The organism is Niabella yanshanensis (assembly GCF_034424215.1).
GTDB classification, from domain to species: domain Bacteria; phylum Bacteroidota; class Bacteroidia; order Chitinophagales; family Chitinophagaceae; genus Niabella; species Niabella yanshanensis.
This window is the reverse complement of sequence record NZ_CP139960.1, coordinates 2750907-2771375: the sequence shown is the minus strand read 5'-3', so window position 1 is coordinate 2771375 and position 20469 is coordinate 2750907. Positions and strand designations below refer to the sequence as shown.

Below are 20469 nucleotides of genomic sequence, written 5' to 3'. Positions count from 1 at the left end.
AAAATAATCAATTAAAGTTGATGATAAGCCGGGAAGCCGGGGTGTACCAGTCGTTTCCATTCTGGATGCTTTTTGATATAGGCAAATACATAGGGACAATAGGGTAAAATCTGCTTACCGTCCTTTTCCAACTGCAATAATGTTTTTTCAACCACTGCAGCTGCAACGCCCTTTCCGGCTAAGCCCGGGTCGGCTTCCGTATGCACCAATGCCACCAGCCCGTCTTCATCTGTTTCGTACTCCACAAAAGCATACAAGCCATCTACAACTATTTCAAAGCGCGATTTGTCTTGATTTTGTACCAAAGCGATATTCTCAAATTCAGGTTTCATAAATTCTTACAATTTAGGGTTATCAATAAAATTGGTTTTACTTTCTGAATGAGCTTCAGTCCATTTAGCTAACAAACCAGCCAGCTTGTAATGAATAAACTCTTCATCCGTCATTATAAATGCTACCAGCGCTGCATCGGGATGTAACAGGTCTGCTACTTTATGCAGCTTGTTATAATCTTCGTGCGATAAGCCTTTATCAATAATCAACAAATCAAAACTTTGCAGGCTGAACGTATTGATGGCCTGCTCTATATCTGTTTCATATTGTACTTCCAGTCCGTCGAATTTCCCGGCTACCTGTTTAAAGCTATCCAGGTTGGTTGCAGGATCTGCTACTGTATAGGCTTTTAAATTTTTCATATCATGCTCCTTTTTGTTAAGCGAATGTACTATCTTCCTATCGCGGTATAAATAATGTAGATTAAGAACCTTCAGGATATTGCAAAGCGTTGAAATCCCGAACTATCCTGAGGGCTTTAAAGTTTATTTCTCATCGCTCTATTTCTTTGTTTTATCTAACATTAAATGATATGCTGTCATTTTTTCGTAGAAAGAAAACCATTGGTTTAGTGTTATCAGGAGGCGGCCTCAGGGGCATCGGGCATTTAGGGGTTCTTAAGGCATTAGAAGAATATAATATTAAGCCGGATATGATTGCGGGTACCAGTGCAGGAGCCATTGTGGGCGCCTTTTACGCTATGGGAAATAGTCCGGATGTTATCATAGATAAACTGCCCGTTCTCCAGTTTTTTGGATTTTCAGCTTTTCGGCTAAGAAGATATGCTGTTTTTACTCCGCAGATGTTCTATCCATTGTTTAAAACCTTTTTACCTGAAGATGATTTTGGTGCGCTTAAAATTCCGTTGTATGTTACAGCAACGAATATTGTTACCGGGAAGACACAGTTTTTTTCTGAAGGGCCGCTTTTTGAACCGCTGATTGCTTCAGCCAGCATACCTTTTATATTTCCGGTGGCTACTGTAAAACAGGAGCATTTTTTGGATGGAGGCATTATTAACAACCTTCCGGTAGAGATTTTACAGGGGCGTTGTGATAAGTTGATCGGTGTGCATGTAAATGCAATTGCACCGGGTAAGCAACTCGTTCCCACTGGCCGGCAATTGTTCGACCGTATTGTGCACCTGAGTATTAACAATAATGTGTACAATAAGGCGCACCTTTGTGATTTGTTTATAGATCCGCCTGAAATGACCCGGTTCAGTATGTTCGATAAAAAACAGGGCAGGGCTATTTTCGATCATTGCTACACCTATACCAAAGAACTTTTACAATCAAAAGCTATTTCTCTTACGTAACTATAGTTTTGATATTATGCGCACAAAAAATCGACTTCAAAAACCTGCAAGCATAAAAAAAGCAACCCGAAGATTGCTTTCAATTTATTAAACAGGTAATGTGCTATTGGGCAAATTCTCCGTCAGCTTTAATTCGTACTACATCGCTCACCATTCCGTCGGGGAATTTTTCACCTACTTTAAAATCTGAGCGCTTAATGCTACCTGTAACCTGGAAGGCAATGGTCTCTTTTTTGCTCATCGGGTTTTGGGTTTTGCCTTTGTATAACAGGTCTACGACAACCGGTTTTGTAATACCATGAAGCGTTAAATCACCACTCAGTTTGTAAGCATCTTTACCCGCTTTTTTAATGCCGGTGCTTTTAAAGGAAATTTCAGGGAATTTTTCCGCGTCAAAAAAATCGGCACTTTTCAGGTGATTATCCCTTGCTTCAATCCTTGTATCAATAGATGTTGTTTTTGCAGACAGCGTAACTACTGCGTCACTCAGATCGGGTTGGGTCGATTCTACGGATACTGTAAAATCTTTAAAAAATCCCGAAACATCATTAATGCCCAGGTGGGTTACTGTAAAACCCAGTTGAGAATGAGCCGGATCATTCTTCCATAAATTATTAAAGGTAAATGCCGAAAGGCCTAAAAATGCTACTGCAATAAATAAATAACGTTTCATGTGTATGTGTTAATTTTTGATATGAAACGCGAAGCTAAACTCCTTTGGCTACCCGCCACTTAATGTAGATTAAGAATATTTGATTTTTAGAAAAAGTTGTGAGACAGGCCTTTTTTCCAGGTGCTGAAAATTTGTTTTGTATTTTAGGGGAGTGCCGGTAATAAAAGCCAAAACCGCTATCTTTACTGCTTAAATTGTCACGTTTTAGGTACAATGCCCACTAAAAGTCGACACTGCTTCAGCCCGCATAAAAAACTAGTATGGTTCGCTATTGGAAATGGTTAATGGGAGATAAGGATCACTTTACATTAGAAGGAAGGATCTTTAACGCTACATGCATTGCTCTTATTATATGCGTACTGTTATACTCTCCCATCTCGTATTTTTTACTGACAATGGAGTTATTCCTGATATTGGTGGGTATGGCTTTTTTAGTAGGTATATTATATTATTTATCCCGTTTTAAAGGTCTTTCAGGGATAAGCGCTACACTCTTCCAGATTGCTTTAAATATAGCACTGGTAGTAAATTACTATTATAATTCAGGTATCGACGGTCCGAATCATATTATATTTCTTGTAGCTTTTTTTATTTCGGCGGCAACGGCTCCCATAAAGCAATATTATATATGGCTACCTCTTAATATATTATTGCTCTCGGGGATTATGATGGTAGAATATACCCATCCCAACTTTATTGAATTAACTTATAGTGATACGACCAGCCGGTTTGTTGATATTTTCTTTTCCTACCTGGGGATTGTCATATTTATTTTTATCGTAACAATGTTCGTCCGGAGATCTTATAACCGGCAACGTGAGGAACTGATTGCAAAATCAATTGCCCTCGAAGAAGCTAATAATACCAAAAATAAGCTTTTATCTATTTTAGGTCATGACCTGAAAGAGCCTTTAGCCTCACTCCAGGGATATCTGGAGTTATTGGCAGATTTTGAGCTGGATGAGCAGGAGCAGAAAGAAATGAATGCACAATTGCTGAGTATGACACGCAATACTTCATTCATGCTTTCCAATATACTCGCATGGACCCGGGCTCAGGAGCAGCGTTTGAGTGCAGATTTGCAGATACTCGGTGTTAAAGACGTACTTACTCACGTAGTTGAGTTAGCCAGAAGTATTAGTCTTAAAAAGGATATATCTTTTGAGATCGATCTTCCCCGTCATATTTATGTAAAAGCAGATGCACAAATGCTGGCATTGATTATCCGGAATCTTTTAATGAATGCGATCAAATTTACACGTAAGGGCGGTAATATATGGATAACCGCAACTACTGAAGGAGATCAGTGTACGGTAATGGTTAAAGATGACGGTATAGGTATTCCAGACGCAATGCAGCCCGGTATTTTCAGAATGGAGTCTGGCCCGAGAAGAGGCACTGAATCCGAGAAAGGAACCGGGCTGGGGCTGATGCTTTGCCAGGAGTTTGCCGTAAAAATTGGAGGGCATTTAAATTTCACCAGTCGCCCCGAAAAGGGAACGACCTTCTCATTAAAACTGCCCGCTGCGCCAATGCCTGTTGTGTTTATTAAAAAGGATCGCGAAGTGAATAATGAAGCGTTAGAGTTGACAAACTAGTGTTTGCAGGTCAATCTTTTATATATTTTTAAAGCGCTTGTGGAGGGGTAAATTGGAGTTATGGCTCTCATCATTAATTTTATCTATTTATATAGATAGTTAAAGAACATGGCATTTTACGATCTGGCAAAAGACGACAGAGCGGCTCTGTCTGCTACCATAAAGAAGCAAATCAGTGATGCAGTTTCATCATTGCTGGTGGAAGGTGTCATCGTTTATTTTACTGATGCCGATACTTACATCCGCAAAGCCGGTTACCTGGCGATAGGGCGTATTTATTTTGAGCAGGAACATTTGCAATCTTCTATCATTATTTTATTGAATCAACTTTTAGATGAGAAAGATTTTAAAGTCAGGCAAACCGTTATCAATGCAGCAGGTGAAATCGGTAAAAAAGATTTCGAAGTAGTAAAACATTTCTTTGAGAAAGGTTTGTTTGATGTGCATCACTCGCCCAGAAATGCCGTTATTGGATCGATAAAAAAGATGGGTGAAGTAAACCCTGTGCCGGTTTTGGCCTGGGCGAAAAAGTATCTTCATCATGAGGATAAGGAAATACGGCGCGAAATCTGTCACGGTATCGAATTAAGAGGCAGGAAGTATCCTGAAGATATTTTGCCTTTATTAATGGAGCTGCAGCATGATGAAACAGCCAGGGTGAGAAATACATTAGTGCATGTCATAGGCCAGATTGCTTATAAAAAGGACTGTCTGGCAACTGTAGTAGCAAATCTTAAAAGCTGGGATAACCGGCAATTAGTGATGGATGCGCTGGAAGAGATCATTGATGTGCATCATCGCTATCGTGGCTTTGCCGTATTAACACAGGAAGAAGCACGACAGTATATCATCGAACATTTTAATGACCAGTAACATGCAGCAACATAACTACTTTGTAATAACGGGCGGACCGGGTGTTGGCAAAACAACTTTATTAACTGAATTAGGAAAGCGTGGATTTACCATCATTCCTGAAGATGCCAGGCGTATCATACAAGAACAGGTTGCCATAGACGGAGACGGGTTGCCCTGGGAAAACAAGGAGTTGTATGCACAATTAATGTTGGAAGAAAGCCGGCAATCTTATCGGAAGGCAGCAACCAGCGTATCTTCCGTTCAAGCTGTTTTCTTCGATCGAGGTATCGTGGATGCAGTGTGCTATATGATGATGGAAGACATGCCTGTTACCAGAAAGGCAAACAAATGGGTGAAATTATGTTCTTATAACCGTCGCGTATTTATATTACCACCATGGAGGGAAATTTATCAAACCGATAAAGAACGCAAGCAAACCTGGGCAGAAGCAGTGAGAACTTATGAAGCTATGAAAGAAGTATACATCGGCTATGGATACGATGTAATAGGCGTGCCTAAAGGCACCGTGACCAGCCGGACTGATTTTATTTTGGAGCAGATCAGAAAGTTGTAGCATCTTCCTGTCAGCAAAACACTATTGGCTCATTCCATACAACACCGCTATTACGATAATAGCGATAACGACGGCGATCACAATTTTGGAAGTAGACAACGGTTTATTGCCGCTAATGGTACCCGTTTGACCATTGATGATGAAGTGATAGGTTTTTCCTTTAAAGAGATACTGGCATAACCAAACGGGCAGTATCACCTGCTTAAAAGTTTCGCTGGTATAGCGAGTTTGTACGCTAAGGTCCTTGTAAGTATCGTCGGCCAGGTGTTGCGCTGCTTCCCGTTGCACCCGATCGTTAATTTCGTTACGGGCCGCATCAAAAGTGTCAGACAGTTCTTTGTCGAACGCACGGGCATGCCATCCCAACAAATATTCAGGGTTAAATAGTTCTACCTGTTGCAGGTTGAAAGGGTAGATCTTATTAATTTGATCCTGCGTAATTCTTGTGTTGCCACAGATCAATATATCATCAAAGAAACGTTCAAAAGAGCCCTCGCGCCAGTACCAACGTGTTCGCTGCACACTTTGTGTGACCTCTTTGCCACTGGCATCTTTAGTACGGATGGTTTCATAATAATAAGTACCGGCATAACCTTCCCACTGATTGTAAGTTTGACAGTCGAAGGTGAAGAAAGGGACATAGTGCCCTTCCAGTTTATCGGCCAGTGATAGCTCTTTTAAACTGCTGTCATTCCAGAAGCCTTTACCGATCCATTGTTTAAAAACATCTAATGCTTCCTGTTTAGATAAATGGAAAGGCAGTATACCCGTAGGCGTAATGGTACGGGTTTTATAGGCTTCGGGATTCAACACATTATTGCCACAACTGCGGCATTCAAAAAAAGCTATATCGGCTCCGGCCTGCGTTTCCTGGCCACATTTACTACACTTATAAATAACGGTAGTAACCGGCTCTATCGGAATAGCCGCAGCATCCTTAAATACCCGGATATTATTTTCTTCTACAACCTGGCTGCTTTTTTCAATGGGAAATATTGCGCCGCAATGCAAACACTTCAGCGCGTTTTTATCTGCATCAAAATTCAGTTCTGAGTTGCAATTAGGACAAGGGTGTTCTTTTAAAACCTGCATACTATAACCTGCTCAGCAATTCTGTTTTTTTAGCGTTAAACTCTTCTTCTGTAAGAATGCCCTGTGCTTTTAATTCGCCCAATTGTTTCAGGGTTTCCAGGATGGCAGCTTTGCTTTCACCTGTATTTTCGACCTGGGGTTGCTGAGGCTGGGTTGCCTGTCCCATCAGGTTGTTTAACAGCACTCCGGCTCCTAATCCACCCATATTGCCGGCTGCGTCATTATCTGCTAATTTTTCCAGTGCAATACCTCCCTGCATCTGGTTAAAGTCATTCAGGTTTCCCTTCAATATATTCAGCTGGGTTCTCTTATCCAGCATCTTCTCAACCTCTTCAGGCAACGATACGTTTTCAATAAAGAATTTTTCCAGTGCAATACCGTAGCTATCCAGCTCTTTTTGAAAAGCCGGTTTTATTTTTTCACCAATAGCCTGAAAATTAGCCGCCAGGTCTAAGACCGTTACATTCGCCTGTGCCAGTGCTTCTGCAAATTTGCTCGATACAATGCCTTGTAAGGTTTCTTCCACCGCATCTACACGCACAAAAGGATTGGTGCCCGCGAATTCGGTAATGAATAATTTGGCATCTACAATACTGATAGCAAAATTGCCAAAAGACCGGATGCGCACCTGGCCGAATTCGGGGTCACGCATTAAAACCGGGCCTGATGTGCCCCATTTTAAGTCGGTAAACTGACGGGTATTGATAAAATAAATATCTACTTTAAAAGGGCTGTTAAAGCCATATTTCCACGATTTGAGGGTGGTGATCACCGGCATATTGCTGGTGGTAAGTGTATGTAAGCCCGGGTTATACACATCGCCAAACTCTCCTTCATTCATCAGTACTGCCACCTGGCTTTCGCGCACGGTTAATTTGGCGCCGCTTTTAATATTGTTGCCCTTGTCCTGGAACTTCCAGATAATGGTGTTATCAGAGCTGTCAACCCATTCAATTACTTCAATCAGTTCGTTCTTAATAAAATCGAATAAGCCCATTGCAATTTTTTTTTTAGGATACCAAATTAAGATTTAGCCCGTGAATTCATGATTATTTTTTACAGATAGCTTAACCATTTATTGGTACGGTGTGCCGCCTTATAAGCGCCATACCACCGGCAGAGCGGGTACAATACCAGGATGGCCAGTATCCATACCCCATAAACAACAGGAAGGGAGAACGCTTTAAATGCCTGTGGCCGGCCGAAGTTAAATCCAAATTCAAGGTCGCTAACGGGAAAGCCACTCAACAGTATCACAAGTATTAAAGTCGTATGTATCAGGTACCAATGTACCAGGTAAAAGAACAGGGGTACTTTGCCGTATACTGTCATAATCTTTGAAAAGCGATTCCGGCTATGAGTAAATAGTGCCAGCAATAAAAACATAAGGCCTGAAAAGAGCAGGGTGTATTGTAAAGTAGGCGGATACTTAGTGACGTTTAAAAACGAAATGAAAGTGAGTATAATGTTTCTTTGCCCGGACCAGGGTGCCGGGTCACCATAGAGATTAATTAATCTCAGTAAAATAAAAACGGTAATCAATAGGATGCCCGTACGGATACAGAATTGGCGGACTAATGCAGGGTCTTTGGTAAATAATCTGGCCGAACCAAAACCTGCCAGCATAATGGCCAGCCAGGGCAGCGGCGGGTACCCGTAAATAACACTATGCCTGTCGCCAAGCGGTATAAAGGCCGGTTGAAAAAGGAGGTTCAGTATAGTAGTGCCAGCATTTTGTTGAGGTAAGGGTAACAGGGGCAGCAAGCCTGAAAATACCATAATCACGATGCCTGTAATTAATATAGTACTGCTGCTCAGGCCTAATAAAAAGGATAGGATGACAAAGCCAAAACCAATAGCGAAGATCACCTGTATCAATATCACGCTGAAATGAATGTCGAACCATATACCAAAGTTGACCAGGGTTAGCTCCAGGATGATCAGCCAGATACCGCGGCTTAAAAGAAATTGCCGGTGTTCTTTCACGCTTTTTTTGTTTTGAAGCGATAGCCAGGTAGATGTACCTGACAGGAATACGAAAGTAGGTGCGCAAAGATGGGTGATCCACCGGGTGAAAAATAAGGGGAGGGTAGTAGTGGCCAGGTCTGTAGGTTGTTGGGTAAGCGCCGTTTCATGAAACAGGTCGCGGGTATGATCAAGCACCATGATCACCATCACCAGGCCTCTTACTATGTCAATAGAGGGGATGCGATTTTTCATACATCAAAATACAACTATTTATAAACAGATCGTTTTATGTAACTTCAATAAGCGATAACAACAGCAAAAAAACATGCACAATGGCCGAGAATAAAACGAAAGCTACTGCGGGAGATGTAGCCGCATTTATCGAAAAAAGCGACCCTAAAAAAGTGGAAGATAGCTACAGGCTGATCGAAATAATGGAGCGGCTATCGGGGGAGAACGCTACCATGTGGGGGCCGTCCATTATCGGGTTTGGCAAGTACCATTATAAATATGCCAGCGGACATGAAGGGGCTATGTGCCGGATCGGCTTTTCACCACGCAAGGCTCAATTTTCATTGTATATTTTGAGTTGCGATAGCCCGGAACAGAGCCAACTGGCCGATCAGCTGGGAAAAATAAAAAAGGCGGTGGCTTGTATTTATTTCAAGAAACTCGAAGATCTGAACCTGGGTATTCTGGAAAAAATGATCCTGCAGTCGTTAAAAGAAACAAAAGAGATGTGGGGCTGATGCGCTTAATTTGCAGTTATGAAAGGGACCGATAAAGAACAGCCAGAAACTTTTATTTTCAGAAAGGCAGAGACCGGTGACGCTGATCGTATCTGGGAGATAGTACAGCAGGCGATTGAACGCCGCAGGCTCGATGGCAGCCGGCAATGGCAGGACGGTTACCCTAATCCCGGAACAGTACAAACAGATATTGAAAACGGTTGGGGCTTTGTGCTTACCAATGAAACGGGTGTGGTTGCCTATAGTGCGTTAATTGAAAATGATGAACCCGCTTATGATCAGATAGATGGCGCCTGGTTAACCCAGGGCGATTTTCTCGTGGTGCATCGCGTAGCGGTATCTGACAGGGTAGCGGGGAAAGGTGTAGCTACCCGATTATTTAAAGCGATAGAGGGATACGCCGTTGCTCAACAGATGCCCAGTATCAAAGTAGATACCAATTTTGACAACCCTGCGATGTTGAGAATACTGGATAAGCTGGGCTACCACTATTGTGGCGAAGTTATTTTAATGGGGGCGCCGAGGAAAGCATTTGAAAAGGTGTTGGGTGCTTAAGCAAAACGTTTCACCTCGCTCAGTATCTGCTTTGATTCCAGCACCTGCACACCTTTGTTATTTTGTTTACCGTAGCGCAGCATCAGCATTGCCAGTTGATGTACCGGCAGCGGCGCCAGTCTTTTAAGCAGCCCCAGCCTGTTAAAAAAGCGCAATACCGATTCGCTTGCTTTTTCACCTGTCCTGTCGGTACCGGGTCTTGACAGCAAGCCGGGCCGGAGCAAGGTTACACTTTCAAAGTTCAACGAGCGAACCGCCTGTTCCAGCTCTCCCTTCATACGCGAATAAAATACCAGTGATTTAGGATTGGCCATACCTGCCGATATTAAAATAAACCCGGGAACGCCATTTTGGCTTGCGGCCTGTGCAAATGCCAGCTGGTATTCATAGTCTACTTTGTATTGCGCCTCCTTGCTGCCCGCTGCTTTTAAGGTAGTGCCCAGGCAGGAGAATGCCATATCGCCGGTAACCAGGCCCTGCCACTGCTGGGGCCGGTCAAAATTAACGAGGTGCACCTGCAGTTTGGCATGCTGCAGGGATAAAGGCTTTCTTACCAAAGCAGCTACTCCGGTGATACTTTCATCCTGCAATAATAGTTGCAGTAATTCTTTTCCTGTAGCGCCTGTAGCGCCAATTATTATCGCTTTCATTGTATAAACACGGATGAAATTTTCGAGCCAAAAATATGCCATGCGTTATCCTGCTTAAAATTTATAGCTCAAATGAAAATACCGGGAGCCATTTTACCAGGGTGCACTAAAAAAGGTATTGATCCGGCTTTCCAATTCGGTATTGCCGGCAGCGATCGTATGGTGATCGCGACCCGGATAAATGAATAAGGTGGCACGGTTGCCAACGCCTTGTTTTTTCATTTCATTCAATAACAGCTCAGCCTCTGATGCCGGTGTGATGCGGTCATTTTGAGCGGCGTGGAGCTGTGCTTCAGGAACCCGTTTGGCAAAGTAAAATGGCGACGACGCTATCATCAGCTGCCTGGTTTGAGCCAGGGTGGAAGTGCCGTTAATAAGACCATTGAGGAATTGCGCTTTATAAGTGGGATCATTGTAGTGTTGGGCAGTAAGACCTACAAAATCCGAGTTAAATGCAACAGGAGCTACACGTTTAAAGCGTTGATCGCGTATGCCGGCCAGCAGGGCTACAATGGCGCCACGACTACCGCCCCTGATCATGGCCTTGTTGGTGTCGGCCTGTTGAAACAGTTGGCCCGCTGCGTTCAGGCAGGCAATCACATCGTCTGTAGCGCCATCAAAAGCATCCAGCCTTGATCCGCCCGATAAAGGAGATTTTAATAGTTTACCACTCACTTCCAGGCTTACATACTGGCCTCTCATAGCAGGTACTATATAAATAAACGGCAGGTCTTCTTCGGGTAATTTTACTTTTACCGAACTGACCGGCTCCTCGTTCATACTGAACCCGCCTGCATAAAATAACAGGGGCACCCGTTGATGAGTTACAGGGGCCAGCACAGCCGCATATTCTTTAATAGTTCCCAGGCTGAATGAAATAATATAGGCAGACAGTTTGGAGTTGATGGATTGCGTTTCTTCAATTGTAACCTGCTGCGGCACCAGGTTTCTTTGCGCCCAGCTGTGCGCTACTGCATCAATTTCTTCTGTAGTGGGAGTGGCAAACAAAGCAGCTTTATTGATGCCTTTCAGCGAATCTTTCTTTTTACAGGCAAAGCAGATTAATACAAAAAATAAAAGAGCCGTACTACGATAAGCTTTCATTCTGGTAATATTTGCGGCAAAAGTATTACCTGTTTTCATCGGGGATCGTTTAGCTTTTGCTAATTAACAAAGATTCAACAAGGCTATTTCTATGAAAATGGATAAGCTGCTTGAAATAGCTGGGAGGCAAGACGCTGTTTGTCCTGTAAGGACAAAATCCTGGTAGAAGTAGTGATTGACGAATCCTTGCGTGCCGTAGGTACGCCACCTCCGAAACGAATGCAGCGCTGTTAAGAAAGGGCGGCACCATTGTTTTCCGTCTTAGTTATTAATTTATTGTAATAAGGCTGCTCCCTTACCGGTTTCTGCAAAATGCCTGATCATCTCATTTCGTTCTATTAAAAACTGTTTGAGATAGCGGGTCATTATAAGCCGGTCCACCAATTTTCCCAGTACACCCGCTGGCGATTGAAAACACAAAATATCTTTCATTAAAGTTCCGGTGCCTGTTTCACAAAAAAGATGATCATGTTCAAATGACCGGAAAGAGCCTTTTTGCTGCTCATCCCTGAAATGAAAAGGACGATTATACGCCGTTATTTTGGAGGTGAATTTTTGGCGCACAAAAAAGTGAGTGGCCTCCCAGGTTACGGTTTCATTCATGCCAATCAAACCACTTGTTCTGCCTGCTATAGCCTTCTCTTTGGCTTTGGCGGTCGATAGGGTATGTAAATCGATACTCCTGGAACAATCAAAGCAGGTGTGGATATCAGCATGAATAAATGTTGCTAATTCGATAACCGGCATATCATTTTTTTGCGAGTTGTAGTTGCGTACCTGCGGCACGCGATAGATACCTGTAAATTTTTCTACCGATTACTTGTTCCTACGGAACAAATAAGGGTGTATAGCTGAGAAAACGACTGCCATATAATTCAACAGTTAACAAATGGCGCGTGCCGCAGGCACGCAATAACAGCTAGGCCACATTTTTCTGCCAATAGTTTGTTTCCTAAAGGGACAAGGGAAGCGAAGGAGGGCAGGCTGATGGCGCTCCCATGTATTGTCCATGACGGGAACGCTGGTCATGTGTGCCGTTAGGGACCATGTATCGGTAGCAATAGCAGTTGATAAATGCCGGCGTGCCTTAGGTACGCAACGCTATTTCCCCATTGCTGCTTCATCCAGCATCCAGATGGCCGTACCCTTTTTTAGATCTACTTCCTGTACAGGGAATTTAGATTTTGCGTTCTTTGCGAAAATATGCTTCACCACAGGGGCTTTGGTGGCGCCTGCTACGAGGAACATAGCTTCTTTACTATTATCGATCAGGCGATAGGTAAAGCTTAAGCGGAAGGTTTGCTTGCTTTCCACCCAAACTTCTTTAATATACTTTTTCTTTTCATCCAGGATATCGGTGCCCGGGAATAAAGATGCAGTATGACCATCATCTCCCATGCCCAGCAGGGTAAGGTCTATCTGCATCTTTTTACCTAATGTGTCCGCTATCATTTTTTCGTACTGCACTGCGCAGTCTTTGGCTTCACCTTTGGTAGGCATGGCTAATATATTTTTACGGGGCACTTTTACATGATCCAGCAGCGCTTCTTTTACCATGCGGTAATTGCTGTCTTCATGCGTATGAGGTACAAAGCGCTCGTCACCCCAAAGCAGGTGCACCTTTTTCCAATCGATATTTCTCGAAAACTTAGGGGTAGCTAATAACCGGTATAATGCTTTTGGCGTGCTGCCACCCGATAAAGCCACGGTAAAGCGCCCCGTGTCTGCAATGCTTTTAGCGCTACGTTCAACAAAGTAATGTGCTGCTGCCGCGCTCAATGCTTCGGCGTGCTCCCAGATCAATTTTATATGTTTCATTTATTTCTTTTTGGTAGTTTTTGTTTTAGATGATTCGGGCAGCATCAGCCATTTAATTCTGCCTTCTTTTATTAAGTCCTCTGCTTCTTTAGGTCCCCAGCTACCGGCTTTGTATTTTTTCATATCGCCCTTCTCTTTGCTCCAGGCATTCAATATGGGCATTACAATGCTCCAGGCGGTTTCCACCTGGTCGGCACGTATAAACTGCGTAGCATCTCCTTCCAGTGCATCCAGCAACAAAGTTTCGTAAGCTTCGGGCGCTTCTTCAATGAAAGAATCGTGATAGCTGAAGTCCATTTCCAGGGGCTTTAATTTCATTTCCAGGCCGGGCACTTTACCTTCAAATAGCAGGCTTATCTTTTGCTCCGGCTGAATACTGATGACGAGGCGATTGGGCACTACATCATCTTTAAATATTTTGTGCGGACTGTCTTTAAACTGCACTACAATTACTGAAGATTGTTTCTCCAGGCTTTTACCGGTTCTCAGGTAAAACGGAACACCTTTCCAGCGTGGATTGTCAATCCATACTTTCATGGCCACATAAGTCTCTGTAGTTGAGTTACGGGCCACATTCGTTTCTTCTTTATAGCCGGGCTGTTCTTTGCCTTTCACTTCACCCCTGGTATATTGTGCTCTTACCACATCCTGTATGGCGGTAGCTGTTGTAAAAGGCCTTACTTTTTTCAGCACTTTTACTTTCTGCTTTCTGATATCTTCTGCATCATAATTCCCCGGGCATTCCATCGCAACCAAAGACAGCAGCTGCAGCAGGTGGTTCTGCACCATATCCCTTAAGGCCCCGCTTTTATCGTAATAGCTGCCTCGGGTACCCACACTTACACTTTCAGTAACGCTGATCTGTACCTGGTCGATAAACTTACTGTTCCATAAGGGCTCGAAAATATAGTTGGCAAACCGGAAGGCGGAGATATTTTGTACCACTTCCTTGCCCAGGTAATGATCGATGCGATAGATCTGGTTCTCGTAAAAAAGCTTATTGAGCAGGTCGTTCAAACCTTTAGCTGATGCAAGGTCGGTTCCAAATGGTTTTTCCACTACAATACGATCCTTCTCTCTTTGGGCAGCAATATTGTGTTTAGATACACTATTGGAAATAACCTCTATAAAGCTGGGCGCCACAGAATAATACAGAAGCCGGGTGGCGCGGGTCTTCCATTTTTTATCATTTTCGTCAAGCGTAGCTTTAAGCCGCGTATACGTTTCGTCTATCGTAAAATCGCCCTGGAAAAAATAAAGATGATCCGTGAATTTTTTCCACTCTGCAGCTTTGGCTTTTCCTCTTCGCGAAAAAAGATTCACCCCTTCCAGCATATGCTTTTCATAAGCGCCCTCGGGCAAGCCCTGGTAATGAACGCCGTAAATAGCAAATTTTTCAGGCAGGTAGCCGCTGATGTATAAATTATAAAATGCAGGAATCAGTTTACGCCAGGCAAGATCTCCAAAACCGCCAAAAATGACAATGTTAGCTGGTGTACTTTTAAAGCTCATAAAAAAAGATGTTTGATGCTGGTTTTTTGATATTTGATACCGGACGTTTGATGCTCCATGCTGATTTCCTGATGCCAGGTATCGATAACTGTAATGAACCATTAACTATGATACATGAACGCTATCTATCTAAGTAGCGGGAGTCCAGTCTGTATGAAAGGCGCCTTCCTTATCGATACGCTCGTAAGTGTGTGCTCCAAAATAATCGCGCTGCGCCTGAACCAGGTTGGCTGGCAGCCTTTCCTGAACGTATGCGTCAAAATAATTCAATACTGCAGAAAAAGCCAGTGAGGGAATACCTGCATCCATAGCCGTTTTCAGGAAGTTAACCAGGCCCGGTCTTTTTTCTTTTAGCAGCGGTACAAATACCGGTGACGCAATTACATTTTTCAATGTGGCATCTTCAGAAAAAGCTTTATATAAGTCGTTCAGCATCAGCGAACGGATAATACATCCGGCACGCCAAACCTTGATAGCTGTAGGAATTGGAATATCATATTTGTAAATAGATGAAGCTACTGAAAGCAGTTCCAGTCCCTGCGCATAGGCCATCATAAATCCGAAATGTAATGCATCGCGGCAGTCCTTCTTTAAAGCTTCTACGTCTACACCGGTTTTTTTATTTTGATGATTGTATAAACGTGCAAACTGCGTGCGCTCCTCTTTCAACGCAGACAGGTAACGCATGGACACAGAGGTGTCGATAGTGGGAAGCGGTACATTTAATTCCAGTGCGCTTTGAGAGGTCCATAACCCCGTGCCTTTTTGTTTGGCCTTGTCCAATATCATGTCGATCAGGTCGTTACCGGTTTCAGGGTCTTTTTGTTTAAATATATCAGCCGTTATTTCAATCAGGAAGGATTGCAGCTCACCCTTATTCCAGGTGTCAAACAGCTGATGCAGCTCTGCGTTAGACACACCTTCATTTCTTAGTAATCCGTATACTTCGCTGATCATCTGCATGACAGCATATTCAATTCCATTGTGCACCATTTTTACATAATGACCGGCAGCGCTGTTACCCATAAAAGCAACGCAAGGTTCTCCGTCTGCCTTGGCAGCGATTGATTCAAAGATATCCTGTACCAGCTTATAACTTTCTTCATTGCCCCCTGGCATCATGCTCGGGCCAAACCGTGCGCCTTCTTCTCCGCCGGATACACCCATACCTATAAAATGAATACCTGAATTTTGTAAGGCTGCATATCTTCTGTCGGTATCAATAAAATGAGAGTTGCCCCCGTCTATTAAGATATCGCCTTTTTCCAGGTTGGGTATCAACTCATCAATTACAGCGTCTACAATTTTACCTGCAGGTACCAGAAACATGATAATACGTGGCGTACGAAGATTTTTTATTAAATCCGCCGATGAGGAAACTGTGATAACAGGCCGGTCTCCGGCTTCCTCCTTCATGCGTAGGGTTTGTTCTTCACTACGGTCATAACCACATACTTTAAACCCATGATCTGCAATATTTAAAACAAGATTCCGGCCCATAGTACCTAAGCCGATCATTCCAAAATGTGCGTCCATAAAAAAATTTTTTTAAAGATAGGATTGCATTAATGAAATCTTAAAATATTATTGATTGTTCACACAATTTTAAAGCCTTGTTGGCGTTTTACGATGAATTTCGTTACTTTCACATTACGAACGGATATATTTATTAAGAACCATTTTAGTTAAAGAAAAGATCAGTAAATACGATGTTTATCAAAAAAGCATTACCGGCTTTGGCATTGTTGGCTTTGTGCGCCTGTGGCAATAAGCCGCCCCAAAAAACCAATGTTCTCAATAGAAATCCTCCTAAAAATACAGGTACAAAGCCTTCACCCGGCAATCCGCCCAACCAAACCGTTTTTACAAAGCCTGAACAGGTTACAAGAAATAATCAGCAAAATAATACGCCGGAGGTTACCAAAAGACCGGAAAGAGAAAAGGAAACTTACACACCTCCTCCTGCTTCAAATGATGCAGCGGCGTACACTTATCGCTCTCCGCAATATTATAAACGCATCACAGATAGTATACAGTACTACGCCAAACCTTCTTACGAAAAAACGGTTGATGAGATCATTAACCAGATCGCTAAAAACCCTTCTCAGAAAAAGAATCCTGCAGTAAATGCACAGTGGTATGCTTCAGTTAACTTCAATATAAGGAAACCTAATTTCGTAGTATTACATCATACTGCGCAAAACTCGGCAGAGCAAACTTTATTTACCTTTTCCATTTCCCGGACACAAACCAGCGCTCACTATGTGGTGGGTCGTGATGGTGTCGTTTATCAAATGCTCAATGACTATGTACGTGCCTGGCATGCGGGTAACAGCAAATGGGGCAGCATTACTGATATGAACTCCTGCAGCCTGGGTATTGAGATTGATAATAATGGTGAAGAGCCATTTTCTGATGCCCAGGTCTCCGCACTTATTAAGTTGCTCGACTATTTAAAAGATCAACACGGCATTCCACAATCCAACTTTATTGCACACTCAGATATTGCACCCAGCCGCAAAAGTGACCCCAGTAAATACTTTCCCTGGAAGCGTCTCGCTGATGCAGGCTTCGGTTACTGGTACGATACTTATAATATGCAAACGCCTCCAGCCGATTTTAATGCCTTGTTAGCTCTCCGTGTAATAGGTTACGATATCAGTAATCAGGCTTCAGCTATCAAAGCTTTTAAGCTGCATTATATTCAAAACGATATTTCCGGTACCCTTAGCGAATACGATAAAAAAGTGCTGTATAACCTATACCGTAAATTTTAATTATTAATAGCCCCGATCAGCCCAAATCGGCATCGTCCTTTTTTAGTGGGAATTATGCCGGCAAATATTCCCTCTGAACATCATTGCCATACATACAATGTGTATGGCGCACATATTACTTTAATTGTTATATTGCGCGGAGGCATTGCTTTACGTGATTAATGAATTGGTAAAGATCTGCGGGTAATGTGGCAGGTTATTAAAAATAGGATTTTAAAAATGACAGAAGAACATAAGAGGTTACAGGAGAACGCAAAAAAAGAAGTACCATTAGAAAAATGGGGACCTTATGTAAGTGAACGCCAGTGGGGTACCGTTCGGGAAGATTATAGTGAATACGGAGACAGTTGGGGATACTTCCCCTTTGATCATGCTTATTGCAGGTCTTACTTTTGGGGTGAGGATGGGCTGGCTGGCATCTCAGATTATTTTCAAAACCTCTGCTTTGCAATAGCATTGTGGAATGGAAAAGACCCTATCTTAAAAGAGCGTTTATTTGGTGTGGGTAACTACGAGGGCAATCACGGAGAAGACGTAAAGGAGCTCTATTACTACCTGGATAATGTACCCAGCCATTATTATATGGAGTACCTGTATAAATACCCGCAACAGGCTTTTCCTTACGATCAATTGAGAACAGAGAGCAAAAATCGCTCTAAAGATGAGCCTGAGTATGAGATACTGGACACCGATGTATTTAAGGATAGCCGGTATTTTGATGTAAAAATTACTTATGCTAAAACCGATAGTACGGATATCGGAGTTAAAATTAGCATCACCAACCGTTATCAAAAAGCGGCTGCTATTACCGTATTGCCCACACTTTGGTTTTATAACCGCTGGACCAAGCATGGCAGTTTAAAAACAAAACCCAATTTTTCTCCTGCAGGAAAAAATACTGTTTTTGCGGAACATTCGAGATTAGGTAACTACTACTTTTATTACGAGGAGCCTGATGATGCGTTATACACCGACAATGAAACGAATACCCAAATAGTAACGGGTCAGCCCAATGAAAGCATATTTACAAAAGATGCTTTTCACCAGGCTATTATTCATAAGACCCATGTGAATGAACTACGGCAGAGAAAATCGGGTACCAAGTTTTCGCCGGTATATCATTATACGGTTAAAGCGGGGGAAACCATTGATATTTATTGCCGCCTTTCTGAAAAGCAGCAAGATGATCCTTTTGACAGCGATTTTGAAAAATTGTTTGAAAAAAGGAAAAAAGAAGCGGATGCATTCTACGCAGAAATATTCCCCAAAGGCGTAAAGAGTGATCTGGCGAAAGTGCAGCGCCAGGCACTGGCCGGTTTGTTATGGAGTAAGCAATACTATCATTACGATATTGAAAAATGGCTGTCTAATTCGGATGGCATTGCACAGAACAATGACAGGCGTAAAAGCGGCCGTAATAATGATTGGAAGCACCTGAAAAACCAGGATGTGATTTCGATGCCGGATAAATGGGAGTATCCCTGGTATGCTGCATGGGATCAAAGCTTCCAGTGTATTTCGATGGCCGTGGTAGACCCTATTTTTGCCAAGAACCAGCTGCTGCTGTTAATGCGGGAGTGGTATATGAAACCCGACGGACAGCTACCGTCCTACGAGTGGAATTTTAGCGATGTAAATCCTCCCGTGCAAGCCTGGGCGGCAATGGAAATTTTCGAGATAGAACGGAAGACTACCGGTAAAGGGGATATTGATTTTCTGAAAAAAGTGTTCCATAAGCTGCTGATCAATTTCACCTGGTGGATCAACCGAAAAGACCGGAAAGGAGATAATATTTTTGAAGGAGGCTTTTTGGGACTGGATAATATTGGTGTATTTAACCGCAGTTATCACGACCAGGGGGATATACAACTGGAACAGGCCGATGGAACGAGCTGGATGGGCGTATACGCGCTCAGTATGATGGATATGGCTTTGGAGATTGCTATGGTGGACAGCAGCTTTGAAGACGCGGCCACGAAATTCTTCGAGCATTTTATCTTGATTGCTGAGGCATTGAATGAACATTTCTTATGGAATGAGGAAGACCAGTTTTTCTACGATGTATTATGTATGCGGGATGCGCCACCCCAGCCGCTGCGTATTCAATCTATTGTAGGACTTACTTCTTTATATGCGGTAGCAACTATCAAGAAAGAAGTATTTGAAAAATTGCCCGACTTCGCCAAGCGGTTCGACTGGTATAAGAAATACCGGTTGAAAAATAATCGTTTCTGGCCAAAAGAAGAGCATAGCGATGGAAATGAGCTGTTGTTGTCAATGGTTCAAACTGACAGGTTAAAGTCAATGCTTAAGCGTCTGTTTGATGAGCAGGAGTTTTTATCCGATGGCGGTATCAGGGCTTTATCCAAGTATCATGAAGCCCATCCCTACTCCGTTACCATCAACGGAGAAGTGCATACTATTCAATATGATCCGGGAGATTCCACCTCAGATATGTTTGGCGGTAATTCTAACTGGCGCGGACCGGTTTGGATACCCATCAATTTTATCATCATACAGTCTATCAGGCGTTTAGGGAAATTTTATCATGATTCTTTAATGGTCGAATACCCTACAGGTTCGGGCAGCCAGATGAATCTTTTTAATACCTCAACAGAGCTGGCAAAAAGGGTGATCAGTATGTTCGAGAAAGATAAAGAGGGCAACCGGCCTATTTATGGTCCGTATAACTGGTTCTACCAGCAACCCGAAAACGAAGAGCTCATTTTATTCTTTGAATATTTTCACGGCGATACCGGTCGTGGCCTGGGTGCCAACCACCAAACCGGCTGGAGCGCGTTGGTGGCAGAATTGATCAGCGAACTGGCTGATAAAGCATAATAATTAAACAGATATTTATAGCAGGCGGTTGTGCATTGTGCGCAACCGTTTG

The 20469-nt window shown here is 42.9% G+C and carries 20 protein-coding genes; 8 read left to right on the top strand and 12 right to left on the bottom strand.

Annotation, left to right across the window (positions count from 1 at the left end):
- Positions 1–11 precede the first annotated feature (11 nt).
- Positions 12–332, bottom strand: a complete 321-nt coding sequence (locus U0035_RS11460) for a GNAT family N-acetyltransferase (protein ID WP_114789935.1) — start codon at positions 330–332, stop codon at positions 12–14.
- A gap of 6 nt (positions 333–338) precedes the next feature.
- Complete coding sequence (locus tag U0035_RS11455; protein WP_114789934.1) at positions 339–695, bottom strand: hypothetical protein; 357 nt, start codon at positions 693–695, stop codon at positions 339–341.
- 170 nt (positions 696–865) lie between these two features.
- On the opposite strand from U0035_RS11455, the gene U0035_RS11450 reads away from it, so the two are divergent.
- Positions 866–1651, top strand: coding sequence for a patatin-like phospholipase family protein (locus tag U0035_RS11450; protein ID WP_114789933.1), 786 nt, complete (start codon positions 866–868; stop codon positions 1649–1651).
- Positions 1652–1754: 103 nt separating this feature from the next.
- Here the strand turns inward: U0035_RS11450 and U0035_RS11445 are convergent, their stop codons facing one another.
- Entirely contained in the window at positions 1755–2324 is a 570-nt protein-coding gene (locus U0035_RS11445) for a YceI family protein (RefSeq protein ID WP_114789932.1), read from the bottom strand.
- Positions 2325–2584: 260 nt separating this feature from the next.
- Here U0035_RS11445 and U0035_RS11440 point away from each other — a divergent pair, with 260 nt between their 5' ends.
- The 3 genes from U0035_RS11440 to U0035_RS11430 all read left to right on the top strand — a co-directional run bounded on the left by U0035_RS11440 (position 2585) and on the right by U0035_RS11430 (position 5351).
- Positions 2585–3922, top strand: coding sequence for a sensor histidine kinase (locus U0035_RS11440; protein WP_114789931.1), 1338 nt, complete (start codon positions 2585–2587; stop codon positions 3920–3922).
- A gap of 108 nt (positions 3923–4030) precedes the next feature.
- A complete protein-coding gene (locus U0035_RS11435; RefSeq protein ID WP_114789930.1) occupies positions 4031–4795 on the top strand; it encodes a HEAT repeat domain-containing protein in 765 nt (254 codons plus the stop codon).
- Between the two features lies 1 nt (position 4796).
- Positions 4797–5351 (top strand): AAA family ATPase, encoded by a 555-nt coding sequence (locus tag U0035_RS11430; protein ID WP_114789929.1) that lies wholly within the window; start codon positions 4797–4799, stop codon positions 5349–5351.
- Between the two features lie 21 nt (positions 5352–5372).
- On the opposite strand, the gene U0035_RS11425 is transcribed toward U0035_RS11430, so the two are convergent.
- Genes U0035_RS11425 through U0035_RS11415 form a run of 3 tightly spaced genes read right to left on the bottom strand, consistent with a single transcriptional unit; the run spans position 5373 to position 8663 of the window.
- Positions 5373–6443: a hypothetical protein gene (locus U0035_RS11425; RefSeq protein WP_114789928.1), complete on the bottom strand. Its 1071-nt coding sequence runs from the start codon at positions 6441–6443 to the stop codon at positions 5373–5375.
- Position 6444: 1 nt separating this feature from the next.
- Complete coding sequence (locus U0035_RS11420) at positions 6445–7440, bottom strand: SPFH domain-containing protein (RefSeq protein WP_114789927.1); 996 nt, start codon at positions 7438–7440, stop codon at positions 6445–6447.
- Positions 7441–7499: 59 nt separating this feature from the next.
- On the bottom strand, positions 7500–8663 hold the full coding sequence (locus U0035_RS11415) for an acetyltransferase domain-containing protein (protein ID WP_114789926.1): 1164 nt from the start codon (positions 8661–8663) through the stop codon (positions 7500–7502).
- Positions 8664–8743: 80 nt separating this feature from the next.
- On the opposite strand from U0035_RS11415, the gene U0035_RS11410 reads away from it, so the two are divergent.
- On the top strand, positions 8744–9160 hold the full coding sequence (locus U0035_RS11410) for a DUF1801 domain-containing protein (RefSeq protein ID WP_114789925.1): 417 nt from the start codon (positions 8744–8746) through the stop codon (positions 9158–9160).
- Positions 9161–9178: 18 nt separating this feature from the next.
- On the top strand, positions 9179–9715 hold the full coding sequence (locus U0035_RS11405; protein ID WP_114789924.1) for a GNAT family N-acetyltransferase: 537 nt from the start codon (positions 9179–9181) through the stop codon (positions 9713–9715).
- Here the strand turns inward: U0035_RS11405 and U0035_RS11400 are convergent.
- The 6 genes from U0035_RS11400 to gndA all read right to left on the bottom strand — a co-directional run bounded on the left by U0035_RS11400 (position 9712) and on the right by gndA (position 16335).
- Positions 9712–10365 carry an NAD(P)H-binding protein gene (locus tag U0035_RS11400; RefSeq protein ID WP_162817786.1) on the bottom strand — a complete coding sequence of 218 codons (654 nt, stop codon included), beginning with the start codon at positions 10363–10365 and terminating at the stop codon, positions 9712–9714. The two genes, U0035_RS11405 and U0035_RS11400, sit on opposite strands and share 4 nt — an antisense overlap.
- 93 nt (positions 10366–10458) lie before the next feature.
- Complete coding sequence (locus U0035_RS11395; RefSeq protein WP_114789922.1) at positions 10459–11508, bottom strand: alpha/beta hydrolase family protein; 1050 nt, start codon at positions 11506–11508, stop codon at positions 10459–10461.
- Between the two features lie 234 nt (positions 11509–11742).
- The gene (locus tag U0035_RS11390) at positions 11743–12216 is read right to left on the bottom strand and encodes an SRPBCC family protein (RefSeq protein WP_114789921.1); all 474 of its coding nucleotides are present in this window, start codon (positions 12214–12216) and stop codon (positions 11743–11745) included.
- Positions 12217–12570: 354 nt separating this feature from the next.
- Positions 12571–13287, bottom strand: a complete 717-nt coding sequence (gene pgl, locus U0035_RS11385; protein WP_114789920.1) for a 6-phosphogluconolactonase — start codon at positions 13285–13287, stop codon at positions 12571–12573.
- A complete protein-coding gene (zwf, locus tag U0035_RS11380) occupies positions 13288–14799 on the bottom strand; it encodes a glucose-6-phosphate dehydrogenase (RefSeq protein ID WP_114789919.1) in 1512 nt (503 codons plus the stop codon).
- A 129-nt stretch (positions 14800–14928) separates the two neighbouring features.
- The gene (gene gndA, locus U0035_RS11375) at positions 14929–16335 is read right to left on the bottom strand and encodes an NADP-dependent phosphogluconate dehydrogenase (protein ID WP_114789918.1); all 1407 of its coding nucleotides are present in this window, start codon (positions 16333–16335) and stop codon (positions 14929–14931) included.
- Between the two features lie 173 nt (positions 16336–16508).
- On the opposite strand from gndA, the gene U0035_RS11370 reads away from it, so the two are divergent.
- Both U0035_RS11370 and U0035_RS11365 read left to right on the top strand, forming a co-directional pair.
- Positions 16509–17576, top strand: a complete 1068-nt coding sequence (locus U0035_RS11370) for an N-acetylmuramoyl-L-alanine amidase (protein WP_114789917.1) — start codon at positions 16509–16511, stop codon at positions 17574–17576.
- A 219-nt stretch (positions 17577–17795) separates the two neighbouring features.
- On the top strand, positions 17796–20417 hold the full coding sequence (locus U0035_RS11365; protein WP_114789916.1) for an MGH1-like glycoside hydrolase domain-containing protein: 2622 nt from the start codon (positions 17796–17798) through the stop codon (positions 20415–20417).
- Positions 20418–20469 lie beyond the last annotated feature (52 nt).

Excerpts from the sequence above, each read along its gene's own strand:
- U0035_RS11445 (WP_114789932.1), bottom strand. The coding sequence starts at position 2,324 with ATGAAACGTTATTTATTTATTGCAGTAGCATTTTTAGGCCTTTCGGCA.
- U0035_RS11365 (WP_114789916.1), top strand. The coding sequence starts at position 17,796 with ATGACAGAAGAACATAAGAGGTTACAGGAGAACGCAAAAAAAGAAGTA.
- U0035_RS11435 (WP_114789930.1), top strand. The coding sequence starts at position 4,031 with ATGGCATTTTACGATCTGGCAAAAGACGACAGAGCGGCTCTGTCTGCT.
- U0035_RS11420 (WP_114789927.1), bottom strand. The coding sequence starts at position 7,440 with ATGGGCTTATTCGATTTTATTAAGAACGAACTGATTGAAGTAATTGAA.
- U0035_RS11370 (WP_114789917.1), top strand. The coding sequence starts at position 16,509 with ATGTTTATCAAAAAAGCATTACCGGCTTTGGCATTGTTGGCTTTGTGC.
- U0035_RS11405 (WP_114789924.1), top strand. The coding sequence starts at position 9,179 with ATGAAAGGGACCGATAAAGAACAGCCAGAAACTTTTATTTTCAGAAAG.
- U0035_RS11450 (WP_114789933.1), top strand. The coding sequence starts at position 866 with ATGCTGTCATTTTTTCGTAGAAAGAAAACCATTGGTTTAGTGTTATCA.
- pgl (WP_114789920.1), bottom strand. The coding sequence starts at position 13,287 with ATGAAACATATAAAATTGATCTGGGAGCACGCCGAAGCATTGAGCGCG.
- U0035_RS11400 (WP_162817786.1), bottom strand. The coding sequence starts at position 10,365 with ATGAAAGCGATAATAATTGGCGCTACAGGCGCTACAGGAAAAGAATTA.
- U0035_RS11430 (WP_114789929.1), top strand. The coding sequence starts at position 4,797 with ATGCAGCAACATAACTACTTTGTAATAACGGGCGGACCGGGTGTTGGC.
- U0035_RS11425 (WP_114789928.1), bottom strand. The coding sequence starts at position 6,443 with ATGCAGGTTTTAAAAGAACACCCTTGTCCTAATTGCAACTCAGAACTG.
- U0035_RS11440 (WP_114789931.1), top strand. The coding sequence starts at position 2,585 with ATGGTTCGCTATTGGAAATGGTTAATGGGAGATAAGGATCACTTTACA.
- gndA (WP_114789918.1), bottom strand. The coding sequence starts at position 16,335 with ATGGACGCACATTTTGGAATGATCGGCTTAGGTACTATGGGCCGGAAT.
- U0035_RS11415 (WP_114789926.1), bottom strand. The coding sequence starts at position 8,663 with ATGAAAAATCGCATCCCCTCTATTGACATAGTAAGAGGCCTGGTGATG.
- U0035_RS11455 (WP_114789934.1), bottom strand. The coding sequence starts at position 695 with ATGAAAAATTTAAAAGCCTATACAGTAGCAGATCCTGCAACCAACCTG.
- U0035_RS11460 (WP_114789935.1), bottom strand. The coding sequence starts at position 332 with ATGAAACCTGAATTTGAGAATATCGCTTTGGTACAAAATCAAGACAAA.
- U0035_RS11390 (WP_114789921.1), bottom strand. The coding sequence starts at position 12,216 with ATGCCGGTTATCGAATTAGCAACATTTATTCATGCTGATATCCACACC.
- U0035_RS11395 (WP_114789922.1), bottom strand. The coding sequence starts at position 11,508 with ATGAAAACAGGTAATACTTTTGCCGCAAATATTACCAGAATGAAAGCT.
- zwf (WP_114789919.1), bottom strand. The coding sequence starts at position 14,799 with ATGAGCTTTAAAAGTACACCAGCTAACATTGTCATTTTTGGCGGTTTT.
- U0035_RS11410 (WP_114789925.1), top strand. The coding sequence starts at position 8,744 with ATGGCCGAGAATAAAACGAAAGCTACTGCGGGAGATGTAGCCGCATTT.